This window comes from Steroidobacter flavus, assembly GCF_042651805.1.
Classification (GTDB): domain Bacteria; phylum Pseudomonadota; class Gammaproteobacteria; order Steroidobacterales; family Steroidobacteraceae; genus Steroidobacter; species Steroidobacter flavus.
In genome coordinates this window covers 1391457-1407918 of the sequence record NZ_JBHSDU010000003.1, presented here as the reverse complement: position 1 = coordinate 1407918, position 16462 = coordinate 1391457, and the positions used below count along the sequence as shown (strand labels likewise).

The 16462-nt window shown below is 61.5% G+C and carries 9 protein-coding genes; 6 read left to right on the top strand and 3 right to left on the bottom strand.

Annotation, left to right across the window (positions count from 1 at the left end; genetic code table 11):
• Positions 1–374 precede the first annotated feature (374 nt).
• Positions 375–1925, bottom strand: coding sequence for a tryptophan halogenase family protein (locus ACFPN2_RS11660; RefSeq protein WP_380596775.1), 1551 nt, complete (start codon positions 1923–1925; stop codon positions 375–377).
• 319 nt (positions 1926–2244) lie between these two features.
• On the opposite strand from ACFPN2_RS11660, the gene ACFPN2_RS11655 reads away from it, so the two are divergent.
• Together ACFPN2_RS11655 and ACFPN2_RS11650 are read left to right on the top strand one after the other, a co-directional pair.
• On the top strand, positions 2245–4602 hold the full coding sequence (locus ACFPN2_RS11655; protein WP_380596774.1) for a TonB-dependent receptor: 2358 nt from the start codon (positions 2245–2247) through the stop codon (positions 4600–4602).
• A gap of 242 nt (positions 4603–4844) precedes the next feature.
• Positions 4845–6389: an ATP-dependent DNA ligase gene (locus ACFPN2_RS11650; protein ID WP_380596773.1), complete on the top strand. Its 1545-nt coding sequence runs from the start codon at positions 4845–4847 to the stop codon at positions 6387–6389.
• Here ACFPN2_RS11650 and ACFPN2_RS11645 read toward each other — a convergent pair.
• A complete protein-coding gene (locus tag ACFPN2_RS11645) occupies positions 6386–7708 on the bottom strand; it encodes a DUF418 domain-containing protein (protein ID WP_380596772.1) in 1323 nt (440 codons plus the stop codon). The genes ACFPN2_RS11650 and ACFPN2_RS11645 overlap by 4 nt on opposite strands.
• Before the next feature lie 127 nt (positions 7709–7835).
• On the opposite strand from ACFPN2_RS11645, the gene ACFPN2_RS11640 reads away from it, so the two are divergent.
• The 4 genes from ACFPN2_RS11640 (at position 7836) to ACFPN2_RS11625 (ending at position 15851) form a co-directional block, all read left to right on the top strand.
• Entirely contained in the window at positions 7836–8438 is a 603-nt protein-coding gene (locus tag ACFPN2_RS11640; RefSeq protein WP_380596771.1) for a rhomboid family intramembrane serine protease, read from the top strand.
• A 265-nt stretch (positions 8439–8703) separates the two neighbouring features.
• On the top strand, positions 8704–11577 hold the full coding sequence (locus ACFPN2_RS11635; protein ID WP_380596770.1) for a TonB-dependent receptor domain-containing protein: 2874 nt from the start codon (positions 8704–8706) through the stop codon (positions 11575–11577).
• 34 nt (positions 11578–11611) lie between these two features.
• The gene (locus ACFPN2_RS11630) at positions 11612–14020 is read left to right on the top strand and encodes a TonB-dependent receptor (protein ID WP_380596769.1); all 2409 of its coding nucleotides are present in this window, start codon (positions 11612–11614) and stop codon (positions 14018–14020) included.
• Positions 14021–14099: 79 nt separating this feature from the next.
• Complete coding sequence (locus tag ACFPN2_RS11625; RefSeq protein ID WP_380596768.1) at positions 14100–15851, top strand: DUF885 domain-containing protein; 1752 nt, start codon at positions 14100–14102, stop codon at positions 15849–15851.
• A 6-nt stretch (positions 15852–15857) separates the two neighbouring features.
• Here the strand turns inward: ACFPN2_RS11625 and ACFPN2_RS11620 are convergent, their stop codons facing one another.
• The gene (locus ACFPN2_RS11620) at positions 15858–16460 is read right to left on the bottom strand and encodes a GNAT family N-acetyltransferase (protein ID WP_380596767.1); all 603 of its coding nucleotides are present in this window, start codon (positions 16458–16460) and stop codon (positions 15858–15860) included.
• Positions 16461–16462 lie beyond the last annotated feature (2 nt).

Sequence of the window (16462 nt, the reverse complement as noted above, 5' to 3'; positions counted from 1 at the left end):
GCCTTTAAAAGCTCGCCCACCTGGCTTTTATTTCGGCGCTAACGCGGCTGGGGCGCTGTCGCGCCCTGCTCAAAGATGCCCTCCCACCCGCCCCATTTAATCGGCGCTGGCGCGCCGGCCTGCCGTGCTGCGCACGGCCCAGCAAAGCCGGGTGCCCGCGAAGCGCCAACAGCGCGAGCGGGTGGGTCTTCGCGAGCTGCGCGCAGCGCTAACACTAGATACATGGGCGGGTGGGCGGGAATTTACAGGTGCGCGTTAGCGCCAATGGAAGGGCGGGCGCGAAGCGCCAAACAAAGAGATACGCGGCGCGTGGGTCTTCGCAAGCGGCGCGCAGCGCCAACTCGAGAGATCGGTGGGCGGGTGGGTGGGGATCTCTACAGGCGCGAAGCGCCGACCGCCGCACAGTGCTGCCGAATAAAATCCATATGCTTCGGCATAGCCCCAGCACAGTTAGCAATGACAGACCGCACCTGAAGCACCCGCCGCCGAGAGTCCTCAGCAGACAACGTATCGCAAACCGGATCGTACCCCCGCGGCACGATGCCCTGCCCGATAAACACCGCGAACCAACTGGTATCAGTGAAGAGCTCCGTATCCTGACGGAAGATGCGCCCGCGGCTGCGGAACAGCTCGATCCGTTGCCTCAGACTCTCCGGGATACTCATAGTCCGGCACTGGTTCCAGAACGGCGAGTCATCGCGCGTAGTCGCGTGATAGTGAAGGATAAGGAAGTCGCGAATGCGCTCGAACTCGAAAGTGCAGGCGCGGTTGTATTCCTCGATGTCCGCGGGCTCGAAGTGGCGATCGGGAAAGAGCGAGAGGAGCCGCGCAATGCCGCTCTGGATCAGATGAATGCTGGTCGATTCGAGCGGCTCCATGAAGCCGGACGCAAGACCGATGGCCACACAATTCTTGCTCCAAAACCGCTTACGCCGCCCAGTCACGAACTTGAGCAGCCTCGGCTCAGCGAGCGGCCGTCCATCAAGATTGGCGAGCACCGTCTGCGCCGCTTCGTCATCGCTCAGGTGATTGCTCGAGTACACATAGCCATTGCCGATGCGATGCTGTAACGGAATGCGCCACTGCCAGCCGGCGCTGCGCGCGGTGGAGCGTGTGTAGGGCAGGGGATCGCCTGCGTTTTCACAGGGCACGGCCACGGCGCGGTCGCAGGGCAGCCAGTGAGTCCAGTCTTCATAGCCGCTCTTGAGCGCTTGCTCGATGAGCAGGCCGCGGAATCCCGAGCAGTCGATGAAGAGGTCCGCCTCGATGCGCTCTCCGCTCGCGAGCTGCACCGATTGGATGAAGCCGCTCTCGCCGTGGAGCTGAACGTCCACCACCTTGCCTTCGGTGCGCACGACGCCGCGCTGCTCGGCGTAGTTGCGCAGATAGCGCGCATACAGCGCGGCATCGAAATGAAATGCGTATGCGAGCGTGGCGAGCGGCGTGTTGCCTGTCTGAACCGGTCGCATAAATCGGCCGTTGCGGGCCGCGACGGCGGGCAGTGAATAATCGTCGAGATCGGTAGGCTCGCCGAGCGAGCGCAGTTTCAGCCACCAGGCATGGAAGGAGACGCCCTTGAGGTCGGTGCCGAAAGGTCCGAAGGGATGCAGATAACTGTGGCCGAGGGCGGCCCAGTCCACGAACTGGATGCCGAGCTTGAACGTGCCCTGGGTCTGGCGCACGAAATCGTTTTCATCCAGGCCGAGCAACCGGTTGAAGACAGAAATCATGGGAATGGTCGCTTCGCCCACGCCGACGCTGCCGATTTCTTCGGATTCGACCACACGAATCGCGCAGTAATCGTTCGGCAGGACCTTTGACAGCGCGGCGGCCGTCATCCAGCCGGCCGTGCCGCCGCCCACAATAAGCACGCTGCGAATTCGCATGTCGGACACGAGCTTCCCCTGAGTTTTGTTGGGCTGCATTGCGCATTATCGGGCGCGCAACGTCCGCGCTGCTGTATCAAATGGACCACACAATCGGCCCCTGAAGCGTACGTGCACATGGCTGACATTGTCCAGCGATGGTCAAGCCGAACAAGGACTTGAGACCGCAGATTTATCGACATTTCCGGCAAATTCCCGGGCGCGCAAGATCTGATACTCAAAATTGTTTGGACAGCGCTGTCATTATCCCCTTAGGATATTTGCCAACAGCCGGACGCCTCGATCGCACAGGTTGGGCGTTGGCTCTGGCAACGCTGCCGGCAACCACGGAACGAGCAAACAAATTGGGGGATGAATCATGCGAAAGGTGCCTTTGGTCCTGGGTGGGGTAGGCATGTGCCTGTCGATGTCGACGGGCATCCAGGCGGCCGAGACGGCCGAACCCGGTCTCGAAACCATTGTCGTGACCGCGACCCGTCGCGAAACGAACCTGCAGGAAACGCCGCTGGCGATCTCGGCGTTCAGCCAGGAAAGCCTGGATGAAAATCACGTCACGACGCTGCTCGACATGCGCGGCCTCGTGCCCAATCTGCAATTCTTCTCGAACGGCGATCACGCCGTGCCGCTGGTTTTCATTCGCGGCCTCGGCACGCGTAACCAGACGGAAGCCGGCGATCAGGGCATCGCGTTCTACACGGACGGCGTGTTCTCGGCTCGTTCCCAGGGCACGACGGTGATGATGTACGACCTCGATGGCGCCGAAGTGCTGCGCGGCCCGCAGGGCACGCTGTTCGGACGCAACTCGACCGGCGGCGCCGTGTCGCTTCGTTCGGCCAAACCCCGTCTGGAAGGCTTCGATGCATCGGGCGAAATCGCCGCGGGCAGTTACTCACTGCTGCAACTTCGCGGCATGGCCAATGTGCCGATCACGGAAGACTGGGCCATCCGCGTCGCTGGCGCCAAAGATGAGCAGGAAGGTCAGACCGACTACGCGCCGGGCAATCCGTTTGCTTCCTCGCGCAAGTACGGCACGGTCGATCTCAGCTCGTTCCGAGTGAGCTCGCTTTTCAAGCCGTCCGACGATGTGAGCTGGCACCTCGTCTATGAGAATTTCCGCAATCGCGGTACCGGCGATGTCGCCAGCCAGAGTTTCAAACATCGGGTCAACAACGCGACCGCCGCCGGCAATCTGGACCTGGATTCCGACAGCCTCCGCACGCGTCTCGATATCGGCCTCGGCGCGGGCTACACGTTGAGTTACATCGGCGGCTACGCCGAGTTCAGCCAGGCTCAGATGTATGGCAATGAGCCGCAGGGCGACACGCGTAACACTGTGGATTCGAGCTACAAGGGCACGCAGCACGAGCTGCAGCTCACCAATCCCGACGACGCGCGCTTCAACTACACCGCTGGCCTCTACTACTTCGAAGAAGAGAACAGCATCCGCTTCGACATGTTGCACGGGAGCTGGGGCTTCACGCCTCAGGACCAGGCCACCGTGCTGTCGTCGTTCGTACAGCCGGCGCGCTCGCTGGAGACGCAGAGCGCGTATGCGCAAGGCACGTTCAAGTTCACCGATTCACTTCGGATGACCGCGGGCGCTCGCTACATCGACGACACCCGTGAGGATAAGGGCGGACGTTCGATTGACTGCACCTTCGCCCTGCGCGGCGATCTGCCGACCAATCTCGTACGCAACGCGGCGGCGCTGAACGGGGCGCAGGGTTGTTACTACCGCCAGTACAACGATATGAAAGGCGACTGGAGCAAGACGACGTGGATGGCGCGCGGCGAATATGACCTGACCGATTCGGTCATGGTGTATCTGTCGTATGAGACCGGCTGGAAGTCAGGCGTCTTGCAGGATGGCAAGGGCTACGACGATCTCGTGACCAGTAACGGCACGCTCGACTTCTCACGTAACAACTCGCTGCTGCAGAAGCCCGAAGAGGTCAACAGCACCGAGCTCGGTATCAAGACCGATTTCAAGAACTGGCGGCTGAGCGCCAACGTGTTCTACATGGACTTCTCGGACATGCAGGTCACCGGCGCGGTCATCGATCCGGTCACGGGTCAGTCGACGCTGACCAACACCAACGCGGGCGGCGCCACCATCAAGGGTCTGGAGCTGGAAGCCTCGGCGGGGTTGTTCGACGGACGGGGCCAGCTCGCTGCGACGTTCGCATACCTGGATGCGACCTATGATGAGTTCTTCGGTAACGAACAGAACTTCGGCGACGCGCGCGGCCGCATCTGGAACAACTGTGCCCTCGGTGTTCAGGCGAACGGCGCCTGCGTCGGCAACGTCTTCAACTTCGCGGGCAACAGCCTGCCGTACGCGCCGGAATATCAGCTGACTGTGCAGTACTCGCACGAGTTCCCGCTGCCAGGCGGCGCTGCGATTGTGCCGCGCATTCGCGCCAGCTATTACGACGAAATGTTCCTCGGCTGGGAGAACCGCACCGATCGACCGGCGGGGACCTTGAGCCCGACCGATCCGGGCGAAAAGGACTTCGGCCTGCAGCCCTCCTACACGATGGTGGATGCGGCCATCGCGTTCCGTTCGAGCACGGATCAGTGGAGTGCAGAGGCGTTCGTCACCAATGCGCTCGATGAAGCGGTGAAGACCGAAGCCTTCTACGGGACGCCGCGGACGTTCTACAGCTGGGGCGAGCGTCGCCAGGTGGGCGTGCGTCTCGCCTACAAGTACAAGTAATCAGGAGGAGGGCGCCTCCCGCCTCATCCTGCACTAGACACGGCCCAGGGAAGGGCCGTGTCATTTTTGTTGGGGATCACGTCTAAGGCTCTGCGAGCCAGCGAAGAGTTACACGCCGTTTCCGGACACCCTGGTGCATCACTCCACGATAGCGGGGTTGCACGAGCGGAGCTTGCGGAAAGTGATACGCTGGCCGAGTTGTTCAGCCGCCGCGCACGGGCGGTGAGAAAGTAACGTGAGTCATGACGTTATTGGCTGTCATCGTCGAGACTTCTACCAAAGTCGCGTCCACGTCGGCGCGGCTGGCGAAGGTGCGTGAGCTGGCGGCGTGCTTGCGTCAGTTCGCGGCGGACGAAATCGTCATTGGCGTCGCCTATCTTTCTGGCGAGACGCCCCAGGGTAAGTTTGGCATCGGTTATGCGGTGTTGAAGACAGCCAGCGCGGAGTCATCCGCGAGTGAGCCCGTGCTCTCTATATTGGAAGTCGATCAGCGCTTGACCGAGATCGCTGGCATTCGCGGCAGCGGTTCGACAACGCGCCGCGCGGAAGCGCTGCGTGAGTTGTTCTCCCGCGCGACGGAGGCTGAGCAACATTTTCTGATGCGCCTGCTGATTGGCGAGCTCCGGCAAGGGGCGCTGGCCGGTGTGATGGTGGATGCGATTGCGGCGGCCGCTCAGATTTCGGTCGACAAGGTCCGCCGCGCGGCGATGTATGCGAAGAGCCTGGGCGCCGTAGCGCATGCGGCGCTGGTCGAAGGCGAGAGTGCGCTGGCGAACTTTCAGTTGGAGCTGCTTTCTCCAGTCGCCCCCATGCTGGCGCAAACTGCGGCGGATGTAGGCGAAGCGCTCGAACAATTGGGCGACGACGCGGTGTTTGAATGGAAGATGGATGGGGCGCGCATCCAGGTCCATAAGAATGGCGACTCCGTGCATATCTACACGCGCAGTCTCAACGATGTGACTGCGGCCGTGCCGGAGATCGCGAAGCTGGTGAAAGAATTGCCGGCGCGAGAAGTGATTCTCGATGGCGAGGCGATCGCGTTTACCGCGGCGGGTCGGCCGCATCCTTTTCAAATCACGATGCGTCGGTTCGGTCGAAAGCTCGATGTGGAGAAACTTCAGGCGGAGTTGCCGATGCGTGCGTACTTCTTCGACTGCTTGCGCCTCGGCGAGGAGAGTCTGGCCGATCGACCGACGCGTGATCGTTATGAGGCGCTGGCGCGGGCGGTGCCGGGTGAATTCATCATTCCCAGGCTCGTGACTGCCTCTGAGGAAGAAGCGAGTGCGTTCTACGATGCTGCTATCTCCGCCGGTCATGAAGGCATCATGGCGAAGTCATTGTTGGCGCCTTATGAAGCGGGCAATCGTGGCGCGAGTTGGCTGAAGATCAAACGTGCGCATACGCTGGATCTGATCGTGCTCGCTGCCGAGTGGGGGCATGGGCGGCGCACGGGCAAACTATCGAATCTGCATTTGGGCGCGCTCGATCCGGCGACCGGTGAATACGTGATGCTCGGCAAGACGTTCAAAGGGCTCACCGACGCGATGCTCGAGTGGCAGACGAAGGAGTTTCTGGCGCGCGAGACTCATCGCGACGATTGGACGGTGTATGTGCGGCCGGAACTGGTGGTGGAGATTGCGTTCAGCGATTTGCAGGCGAGCCCGCGTTATCCCGGAGGATTGGCGTTACGGCTGGCGAGAGTGAAACGATATCGCGATGACAAGCGGCCGGAGGAGGCCGACACCATGGAGTCGGTGCGAAAGATATTTGAAGCGCAGAGCGGCTAGGTTGGCGCCGATACCTGCGTTGTCGACGCCGAGGCACGCCGCAGCGGCTGCCACCGCCAATACGTCGCTGATCGCCACAACCATTCCGCCGGTCCATAGCGGAAGTGGCGCAGCCACAGGGGACTCCAGATCAGCTGTACAACCCAGATCGCAATCACGACGTAATACAGCTCATGTCGGGCGAGCTGGCCGTAGAGCGCGAGGCCGGCGCCGGTGAACAGGAGCAGGCCAAACAAACTCTGTGTCAGATAATTCGTCAAAGCCATCTGTCCGACGGCAGCAAACACGCGCGAGGCATTCGTCAGCCACGGGATCCGGCAGAGGAGTGCGATCAGGCCGACGTGGCCTAGCGTCATGGGGATCCGACCGAGGTCATAGGTGAGCAGAACATTCATCAGGGCTTGGGGCGAAAAGTTTGCACTCTCCAACTGGCGGATCTCGGCAACATTCACGGTCAGCCCGATCGCATAACCGACGACGATCATCATGAGATAGGTGTGAGTCGAGCTGGCTCCGGTGAGCACGCCGAGTTTCAACAAGGCCATGCCCAGCAGCATCATGCCGAAACATTCGACGATGCCGTGGCGAAAGAAGAACTCGGTCTGCATGAACCACGTGTCGCCTCGGAGCACGGAGAACGCCGAGGAGTAGCTCTCGCGCACATTGGCGACATAGGCTTCCAGATTCTCCTGTTCCGGGCGGAATTCGGCCTGCAGAGCGGTGTAAGCGTCGATTGCTTCCTGGTCGCCGTCAGCCAACGGCTCGCCCGCGGCCTGGCGGGCGGACGCCGCTTGAGCGAGTGCCTGCGTCTCGCGGAAGTCCAGCCATTCGCCCACCGAGATCATGGTTTGCAGAACCATGAAGATGGCGGCGAGGGCCAGCAGGCGGCGGGGCGAGAGATGGCGGAACACGAACAGCGCCAAACCGGCGAAGCCGTAATAGAACAGCACGTCGCCGCTCCAGAGCAGCACGTAACCGTTGAGCAGGCCGAACACGATCAGCCACAGAGTGCGACGAAAATACAAATCGGCCGGCCGCAGTTCGTGGGTGTGCGCTGTATGACGCTGCAGGAATAACAAGGCGCTGGCACCAAAAAGGAGCGTGAACAAGCCGCGCATCGTGCCTTCGAAGAACAACGCCATGAGGCGCCATACGGCTAAATCGGCAGCCGATTCGTCGCCCCACACGGTGGGATTGTCATAGGAATAGGGCAGCCCGAAGCCCGTGATGTTCATCAGCAGGATGCCGAGCACGGCGACACCGCGCGTCGTATCGAGCATGCCGATGCGGTCGTCGCCGGATGCGGGTGGGGCGGACATTGAAGGTTACAGTAACCCCGCCAAGGTCCCGCCATAAAGCATCTTTTGCTCGATTGAGCCGCGCTCGCGTCAGACGATTCCGGCACAATAGCGCGTCAGCTCCCCTTGTCTGTCAGGAACCCAACACGTGAGCTTGCAGCTGTCCCCTGCGCTGATCGTTTTCGTCATCACCATCGCCACCAGTCTGATCGGCCTGTTCGGCAATCCCAAGCTCATCGATCGCTGCCTGTTCCGGCCTTACTGGTTCCTGCGCCGGCGGCAGTACGACACCATCGTGTCGAGCGGCCTGGTGCACGCCGACCTGATGCATCTGATCTTCAACATGATGACGTTTTACTTCTTCGGCTTTCTGCTGGAGCAGGCGATCGGCTCGACCCACTTCATGGTGTTATATATCGCCGGTCTGCTGATCAGTCATCTCGGCACCTACATCAAACAAAAGAACAATCCCGAGTACGCCTGCCTGGGCGCGTCGGGCGCGATCTCGGCGGTGCTGTTCGCGGCCATCGTGTTCTTTCCCGACCAGTCGCTGTACATCATTCCGATTCCGGTGCCGATTCCGGCGCCGTTGTTCGGCATCGGGTATCTCGCCTACACGTGGTACGCCGCGCGCAATCCGCATGGGCGAATCAATCACGACGCACATTTGGGCGGAGCCATCACTGGCTTGGTATACGTCGCGCTGATCGAGCCCAGTGCCTACCGCTATTTGTTTGCTAATTTGTTTTAGCGATTTCGCTTGTTGTATACGCGCAATCACTGCGCTGCACTAACGAGTGATGCGAAAAAGCGGCAGCCAGAAAGTATGCAATCCGTTGCGATGCATGCAGGCATCGACGTTCAGTATATAGACGTATTGGCCACACCCTGATCGGTGCTACGTTCCGACCTTCTCCCAGCGGAGGTCACCGATCGTGGCAAGAACAAAGATCGATCGTTGGAGTGCTCGTCAGTTGTCCGCAACGGCGAGCATATGTGTTGCCCAGGCAACACTGATGGTTTGCTGCCCGGCCGCATCGGCCGCCGAAACCCAGCCCGAAGAAGTCATCGTCACCGGCTCGCGCATCCGGCAGAACCCCGTCGATGCGGTCGCCCCGTTGCAAACAGCGTCGGCGGCGGACATTGCCCGCAGCGGCGAAGTCAGCGTCGCGGATTATTTGCAGCGACTGCCCATCTCGGGCTCGGCGATCAATCGTTCCAATAACGCCAGCGGCAATCTCGGCTTTCCGCCCGATGGCGGTGGCATCGGCGCGGGCGCGAGCGAAATCGATTTGAGATATCTCGGCTCCAAGCGCGTGCTGGTACTGGTGGACGGCAAGCGTTGGGTGCGCGGCTCGTCGGCCAGCGGCGTGTCGGGTGCGGTCGATCTGAACACCGTGCCGACCGCGGCGATCGAGCGAATCGAAGTGCTGCAGGATGGCGCATCGCCGATTTACGGATCGGATGCCATCGCCGGCGTCGTCAATATCATCACTCGCTCCGATTTCAGCGGCGCCGGGTTCGAGACCAATCAAGCGATGTTCGACGAGGGCGACGGCTACACGCAGGATTACAGCTTTTCGTTTGGCGCCGGCGCAGAGCGCAGTCGCGCTTTCTTCGCGGCAAGTTACACGCGACAGGACGCCGTGTTCTCGAGCGATCGCGCGCTGTCTCGTGAAGTTGTTTATGGCGCCCCTCCGGGCGTTGGCGCCAGCGGCAATACGCCGCAGGGGCGTTTCATCTTTCTCGATCCGCGCGGCGACTTCGATGGCGATGGCGAGCCCGACGTGATCGACATCACGCTCAACAACGGCGTGCTCAACAATGGCGTCACTCTGCCCAATTACAATCCAAACAATCCGGCGAGCGGCGACTTCCACGCGTTCGGCACGGCGGATCGATTCAACTATCGACCGTACAACTATCTGATCACGCCGTCCCGGCGCGTCAATCTGTTCGGCAAGGCGGAGTACGACATTGCCGATAACGTCGTGTTCAAGTTCACGGCGGCGTACACGAATCGCAAGTCGACCAATCAAGCGGCGCCGAACCCGTTGCCCATGGGCTCGGATGCCGGCGCCGGTTTTTATCTGGATAACATTTTCATTCCGGCGAATCAGCGCTACAACCCGTTCGGCATCGACCTGGACGGCCGGAGCAATCTCATCACCATCGGCCGGCGGCCGTTGGAAGCCGGGCCGCGCATTTTCGAGCAGACCGTCGATACCTGGCTGGTGTCAGGCACGTTCAGTGGCGACCTGCACTTCGGCAACCGGCCGATGTTCTGGGATGTGAGCTTGAACTGGGGCCAGAACAATGCCTCGCAACTGGGTCATAACATCTTCAACTCTCGCAAGCTGGCACAGGCGCTCGGGCCTGAGGCTGCATGTGTCGCCGTGCCTGGCTGCGTGCCATTCAACATCTTCGGCGGTCAGGGGCCGAACGGCGAGGGCAGCATCACGCAAGACATGCTGAACTGGGCCACGTTCACCCAGAGCGACCAAAGCGCGCAGGAGCTGAACGACATCATCGCGAACCTCAGCGGCGACTTGTTCGATATGCCGGGCGGCGCGTTCGCTTACGCGCTGGGCCTCGAATATCGCAAGGAGACCGGCTCGTTCACGCCGGACCCCGTGGTGCAGGCGGGCGAGACGGCCGACGTGCCGGCGTTGCCGACGGCGGGCGAGACGAAAGTGAGTGAGGCCTATCTGGAATTGCGGGCGCCGATACTCGGCGATCTGCCGGCCATCAAACGGCTGGAGTTGTCGGCGGCGGTGCGCTACTCCGACTACGACAACATCGGCAGCGACAATGTTTTGAAGGGCGGTATCTACTGGCGTGTCGTGGACGATCTGGCCGTGCGTGCCAACTATGCCGAAGGTTTCCGCGCGCCCAATATAGGCGAGCTGTTCAACACCGGCTCGCGCTTCGACAGCAACATCAACGATCCCTGTTCCAACTATGTGACGAACGGGTCGGCGACGGTGCAGGCGAACTGCGCAGCCTTGGGCGTACCGACGACATTCACACAGCTCAATCAGCAGATCAGCGTGCAGACCGGCGGCAACGAGAATCTGCAACCCGAGACGTCGGAGACCTGGACTGTTGGCTTCACCTATAACCCGACGTGGGCCGAGAACGCTTCCTGGATCGAAGATCTGACGTTCGACGTCAACTACTACAACATCAAACTCGACGACGCGATCCAGGCGCTGTCCGCGCAGATCCAGTTGAACAATTGTGTGAACACGCTGTCATCGCTGTTCTGCAACGGCATCGTTCGCGGGCCGGGCGGCTCGATCACCGCGTTCGCCAATCAGCTGACCAACATCGGTCGTATCGAAACCGACGGCTTCGACTGGACGGTGGCGCTATCGATGCCGGAACAGAGCTGGGGCGGGCTGCGCTTCCAGTGGTCCAACACTTATCTCGGCGGCTATAAGGAATTCACGCTCGGCCCGAACGGGCTCGAGCCGACGGAGCGCGGCGGCATCGAAGTGGGTTCGCCGACGCGCGGCTACGTACGTTACAAATCCACGCTGGCGGTGGACTGGCTGCTGCACGACTTTGTCACCTCGCTGACGCTGCGTTATCTGAGCGAGCTCACCGAGACTTGCCCGGGCTCTGTGGTCGATGCCGGGCTCGAGGCCAGTCTTTGTTCCGATCCGGTGAATCTGACCAACAAGATGGACAGCCGGGTTTACACCGACCTGCAGGTGAGCTGGACGCCCTCGGCCTTCGATCAGAAATTGCAGGTGGCGATCGGCGTGAACAACGTGCTCGACGAAGATCCTCCGCCGTGTCTGAGCTGCGATCTGAACAACTACGACGGCACGATCTATCCCGTGCCCGGCCGCTATGTCCATGCCCGAGCCGCGCTGAAATTCTGACGCTGGGGTGTCATCCACCATCTGGGAGGATCCAATGAGCAAGCACAAAGATGTGATCTTGGTCGCGATCGCTTCAGCACTGGGATTGGCTGTTACGCCGCGGAGCGCGGCAGCCGCGACGCCGCCGTCGCAGGAAGACATTCTGGCAACGATCGTCGTCACCGCGCAGAAGCGCGAAAGCGCTTTGCAGGACGTGCCGTTTTCGGTCGCTGCTGCCAGCGAGGGCCAGATCCGCAATTCGGGGGCCGACAACATCGTCGAGCTGTCGCGCAATTTCGCCGGTTTGACTATCACCGACCTCGGGCCGGGTCAGAGCCAGGTCGCGATTCGCGGCATCAGTGCCGGACAAGTGGTGCGCGATCAGCCCGGCGTGAAGGAGTCGGTGGGCGTGTATCTGGACGAGTCGGCGATCTCGGTGGCGTTGTTCACGCCCGATCTGGATTTGTTCGATCTGGAACGTTTCGAAGTCCTGCGGGGTCCGCAGGGAACGTTGTTTGGCGCAGGGTCTTCGGCGGGCACGGTGCGATACATCACACGGCAGCCGAAGTTGACTGAGTTCGAAGGCGCGGTCGAGGTCGGCGGCTACACCGGCACCGACACCGATTGGGGCGGCGATATCAAAGGCATGATCAACTTGCCGATGGGCCAGACCACGGCGTTACGCGTGGTCGGTTATTACAACGAGCTGGCCGGCTTCATCGATTCATATTATCCCGGTCGTGCCGTAAAAGAAGATGTCAACGGCGGTGACAAGACCGGCGGCCGCGTGGCATTGCTCATTCAGCCCAACGAGCGCATTTCCATCACGCCGCGCGTCGTTTATCAGAAGCTGAAGACTGACGGCTATCCGCGCATCGATGCTTACAACATTCTGGGTAATCCCTATACGACCACCGAGCCGCCGGTGAATCCGGGCGAGCGCGGTCAGGTCACACAGCTCCGCGAAGGCATCGACGACGAGCTCACGCTGGCCGATCTGAAAATGGAATTCGGTTTCGGCGGCGTCACGCTGACTTCCGTCAGTTCCTACACCGACCGCGATCTGACCGTGCTGCGCGATGCGAGCCAGCTGACCGGCAGCGTCACATTGTCATTGAGTGGCACCACTGGAATCGCGACCTCGGCGGATGTGCGTCTGAATTCGCCGCTGTACGACCGGACGTCGCTCAAGGCATTCAGCCAGGAGTTGCGCCTGGCCTCCGACGGCGGCGGCACGTTCGAATGGTTGATCGGTGCGTTCTATCAGGATATCGATCGCGACTACGGCCAGGATCTGCCGACGCCGGGCTACGATGCGTTGCTCGTGCGCTTGGGATTCCCGACCAGCGCGGGCTTCAACGCCCCGCCCGATACGCCGTACTACTCGAAGGTGCCGTACAGCTTCCAGCAGTACGCGGCCTTCGGCGAAGGCACGATGCATTTCAACGAGCAGTGGAGCTTGACCGGTGGCCTGCGCTATTACGATTTCAAAGAGGATCGGCACCTGACGTTCGCCGGCGTGTTCGCCGACGTGGGCTATACGAATGTGCCCGGCTCGACCGACTCGGATGGCTTTTCGCCGCGGGTGATTCTGTCTTTCAAGCCGGATAGCGATGTGCTGCTCACGGCGCAGGTGGCGCGAGGCTTTCGTCTCGGCGGCATCAACGATCCGCTCAACGTCACGCTCTGCACCGCCGAGGATCGCGTGACGTATGGCGGACAACCGACGTTCCAGGATGAGAAGGTGCTGAACTACGAGTTGGGCGCGAAGACCTTGCTGGCCGACCGGCGCGTCACGTTGAACGCCTCGGTGTTCTATTCAGACATCGACGATCTGCAAGTGATCGCCGACGCGGGCTCGTGCTCATCGCGCATCGTGCTGAACGCGAAGGCCGAGGCCATCGGTGCGGAAGTGGAGCTGTTCGCGCGGCCTGACGAACATTGGGATCTCGGAGTGTCGGCGACCTATGTACAGGCGGAGATCACCGAGTCCCGGCTGAACGCCAGCGGCGCGCCGATCGCGGGCATTCGCGACGGCAACCGGCTGCCGACCTCGCCGGAGTTCCAGGCCGCGGCCAGCGCCACCTATAACTGGCCGTTCTCGACTTCTCTGGATGGCTTTGTGAACTTCACGTTTCAACACGTGGGCTCGTCCTACACGCAGCTGGCCGATCAGGAACCGCCGACCGGTTGTGTGGGTTGCGCCGGCGCGCCGGGCTTCTTCGCCTTTGGCGCACCCACCATCTCGCAATTCACGTTCGAGCCGGAACTGCCCAGCTACGATCTGGGCAATCTGCGCTTCGGCGTGAAGTCCGATGTGTGGGAGGCGGCCTTGTACGTGAACAATCTTTGGGACGAGCGGGCCTTCCTGTCACTGGACCGTGAGCGTGGTTTTCGTGCCCGCGTCGGTTATCTCACCAACCTGCCACGGAACTATGGTGTGTCGCTGCGGATGAATTTCTGAGCCCAGCGTAAAAATTGCCCAGCCTGAAGATTAGGATGAGCGGTTATCATCCCCGCTCATCTTTTGCCGAGGATTGGGAATGGCAGGTTTAGGTCGCACTCTGTGCGTCATCGCGGTGCTGGCGGTCCTGGCCGGATGCGATCGTTCGTCGCCGCCGGTCGATGAAAAAACCGGACGTGCCACGGCGACGCCCGAGCCGGTCGTCAATGTCGAGTGGTCGAAGTACGTCGACGAGTTCATCGACGGTTACTTCCGCACTCATCCCGGCTTCGCAGTGACCAGCGGCAAACACGAGTTCGACGGTCAGATGCCGGACTGGAGTGCCGACGGTCTCAAGAAAGAAATTGGGCGCCTGGAACAGATGCGCGCCCGGGCGATCGGCTTCAAAGATGACGGATTGATGCCGGAGGAGCGGTTCCAGCGCGACTACGTGGTGAGCCGCATCGACAACGATCTGTTCCAGCTGCGCGATGCCCGGCAGCCGTTCACCAATCCGTCCTGGTATTTCGACAATGGCCTGGATCCGAGCACGTATGTAACGACGCCCTATGCGCCGGTGGATCAGCGGGCCCGCGCATTCATTACCTACGTGAAGCAGGTGCCGGCGGCGTTAGGTCAGATCAAAGCGAACCTGCAACTGCCGCTGCCGCGGACCTTCATCGATTATGGTGTCGCGAGCTTCGGCGGCTTCGTGGACTTTTATCGCAACGATGTGCCGCAGGCATTCGCGGGAATTCCCGACGATCTGAAGAAAGAGCTGACGGCGGCGATCGAGCCGGCGGCAGTGGCGATGGAGGACTTCAGCAAGTGGCTGGAGTCGCAGCGTGCCACCGCCAACGACAACTACGCGATCGGTGCCGAGCGTTTCTCCGCCATGTTGCGAATGACGGAGAACGTCGATGTGCCGCTGCAGAAGCTCGAGGCCATCGGGCGCGCCGATCTGGAGCGCAATCTGTCCGCACTCAATGAAGCATGCAAGGCCTTCGCGCCGGGCGCGAAGATCGAGGAGTGCGTCGCCCGCATGAATGCGGACAAGCCCGAAGGCGGGGCGGTGGCGGGGGCGCGTGCCCAGCTCGAGACGCTCAGGAAATTTATTCTGGATCACGACATCGTCAGCATTCCCGGGACCGAGGAAGCGAAGGTGGAAGAAGCGCCCGCGTATCGGCGCCAGAATTTCGCTTACATCAATATTCCCGGGCCGTTCGAAAAAGAGCTGCCGTCGGTCTACTACATCGCGCCGCCGGATCCGAAATGGTCCAAGGCCGAACAGGACGCGTACGTGCCCGGCAAGGCCGATCTGCTATTCACTTCCGTTCATGAAGTGTGGCCGGGCCATTTCCTGCAGTTCCTGCATTCCAATCGTTCGCCGTGGCGCTTCGGCCAGCTGTTCGTCGGTTATGCCTTTGCTGAAGGCTGGGCCCACTACGGCGAGGAGCTGATGATCGAGCACGGCATCGCGGCTACCGAGCCGGAACAGCACATCGGCCAATTGCTGAACGCGCTACTACGGAACGTTCGTTATATGTGCGCCATCGGCCTGCACACGCAGGGCATGACCGTTGCTCAGTGCGAGCAGATGTTCAAGGAGAAGGCGTTTCAGGATGCAGGCAATGCTCGACAGCAGGCGGCGCGCGGCACGTACGATCCCGGCTATCTGAACTACACGCTGGGCAAGCTGATGATCCGCAAGCTGCGCGATGACTGGTCCAGCAGTCGCGGCGGCCGCGAGGCATGGAAGCTGTTCAACGACGAGTTCCTGTCGTACGGCGGCCCGCCGATTCCGCTGGTGCGCTCGCAGATGATGCCGGGACCGGCGGGCGATTTATTTTGAGGTGGCCTATTTGGATGTAGACAGGGCGCGCAGGTCTCTCGACATCTTGATCGCGTCTTCGAGCCCGCTGTAGTAGCCGTCGACGCGATCGGTCTCGCGATAGCCCAGCCTGGCGTAGAAATGGCGCGCTTCCCGCTTGCCGGCGCGCACTTCCAGGCGCACCAGGAACAGGCCGGCCACCATCGCCGTCTCCTCCACCCATTGCACCAGGCGCCGGCCGATACCTTGCCGGCGATATTCGTTCGCGATGCCGAGCAATGCGATGTGCGCCGACTCGTCGCCGTACTGGGCGAGGATGAAGCCGGCGAGACGATTCTGATCGCGCGCGATCACAGCGGCGCTTTCACGCTGGCGCATCAGGCCGGCAACGCGTCGGGGCGTCCAGCTCCAGGGCAGGTCGGCTTCGATCAAATCGCGCGACAGGTGGGCAATGGCAGGTGCATCGCCCATACGCGCTGGACCAAGGGTGATCGTGCTCATCGGCGTCGATAGTAACCAAATCCGGCGCGGCTGAAACCAGCCGCCGCTCTCAATTGGAGGTTCCTGACGGAGTTCGCGTTCAGGTGGGGGTGCGGTTTCGGCGTCGTGACCCGGGCCGCGGCGGATCAAGA

Bases quoted from the DNA above. Each gene is read 5' to 3' on its own strand.
- ACFPN2_RS11645 (WP_380596772.1), bottom strand. From the start codon at position 7,708: ATGTCCGCCCCACCCGCATCCGGCGACGACCGCATCGGCATGCTCGAT.
- ACFPN2_RS11655 (WP_380596774.1), top strand. From the start codon at position 2,245: ATGCGAAAGGTGCCTTTGGTCCTGGGTGGGGTAGGCATGTGCCTGTCG.
- ACFPN2_RS11630 (WP_380596769.1), top strand. From the start codon at position 11,612: ATGAGCAAGCACAAAGATGTGATCTTGGTCGCGATCGCTTCAGCACTG.
- ACFPN2_RS11635 (WP_380596770.1), top strand. From the start codon at position 8,704: ATGGTTTGCTGCCCGGCCGCATCGGCCGCCGAAACCCAGCCCGAAGAA.
- ACFPN2_RS11625 (WP_380596768.1), top strand. From the start codon at position 14,100: ATGGCAGGTTTAGGTCGCACTCTGTGCGTCATCGCGGTGCTGGCGGTC.
- ACFPN2_RS11650 (WP_380596773.1), top strand. From the start codon at position 4,845: ATGACGTTATTGGCTGTCATCGTCGAGACTTCTACCAAAGTCGCGTCC.
- ACFPN2_RS11660 (WP_380596775.1), bottom strand. From the start codon at position 1,925: ATGCAGCCCAACAAAACTCAGGGGAAGCTCGTGTCCGACATGCGAATT.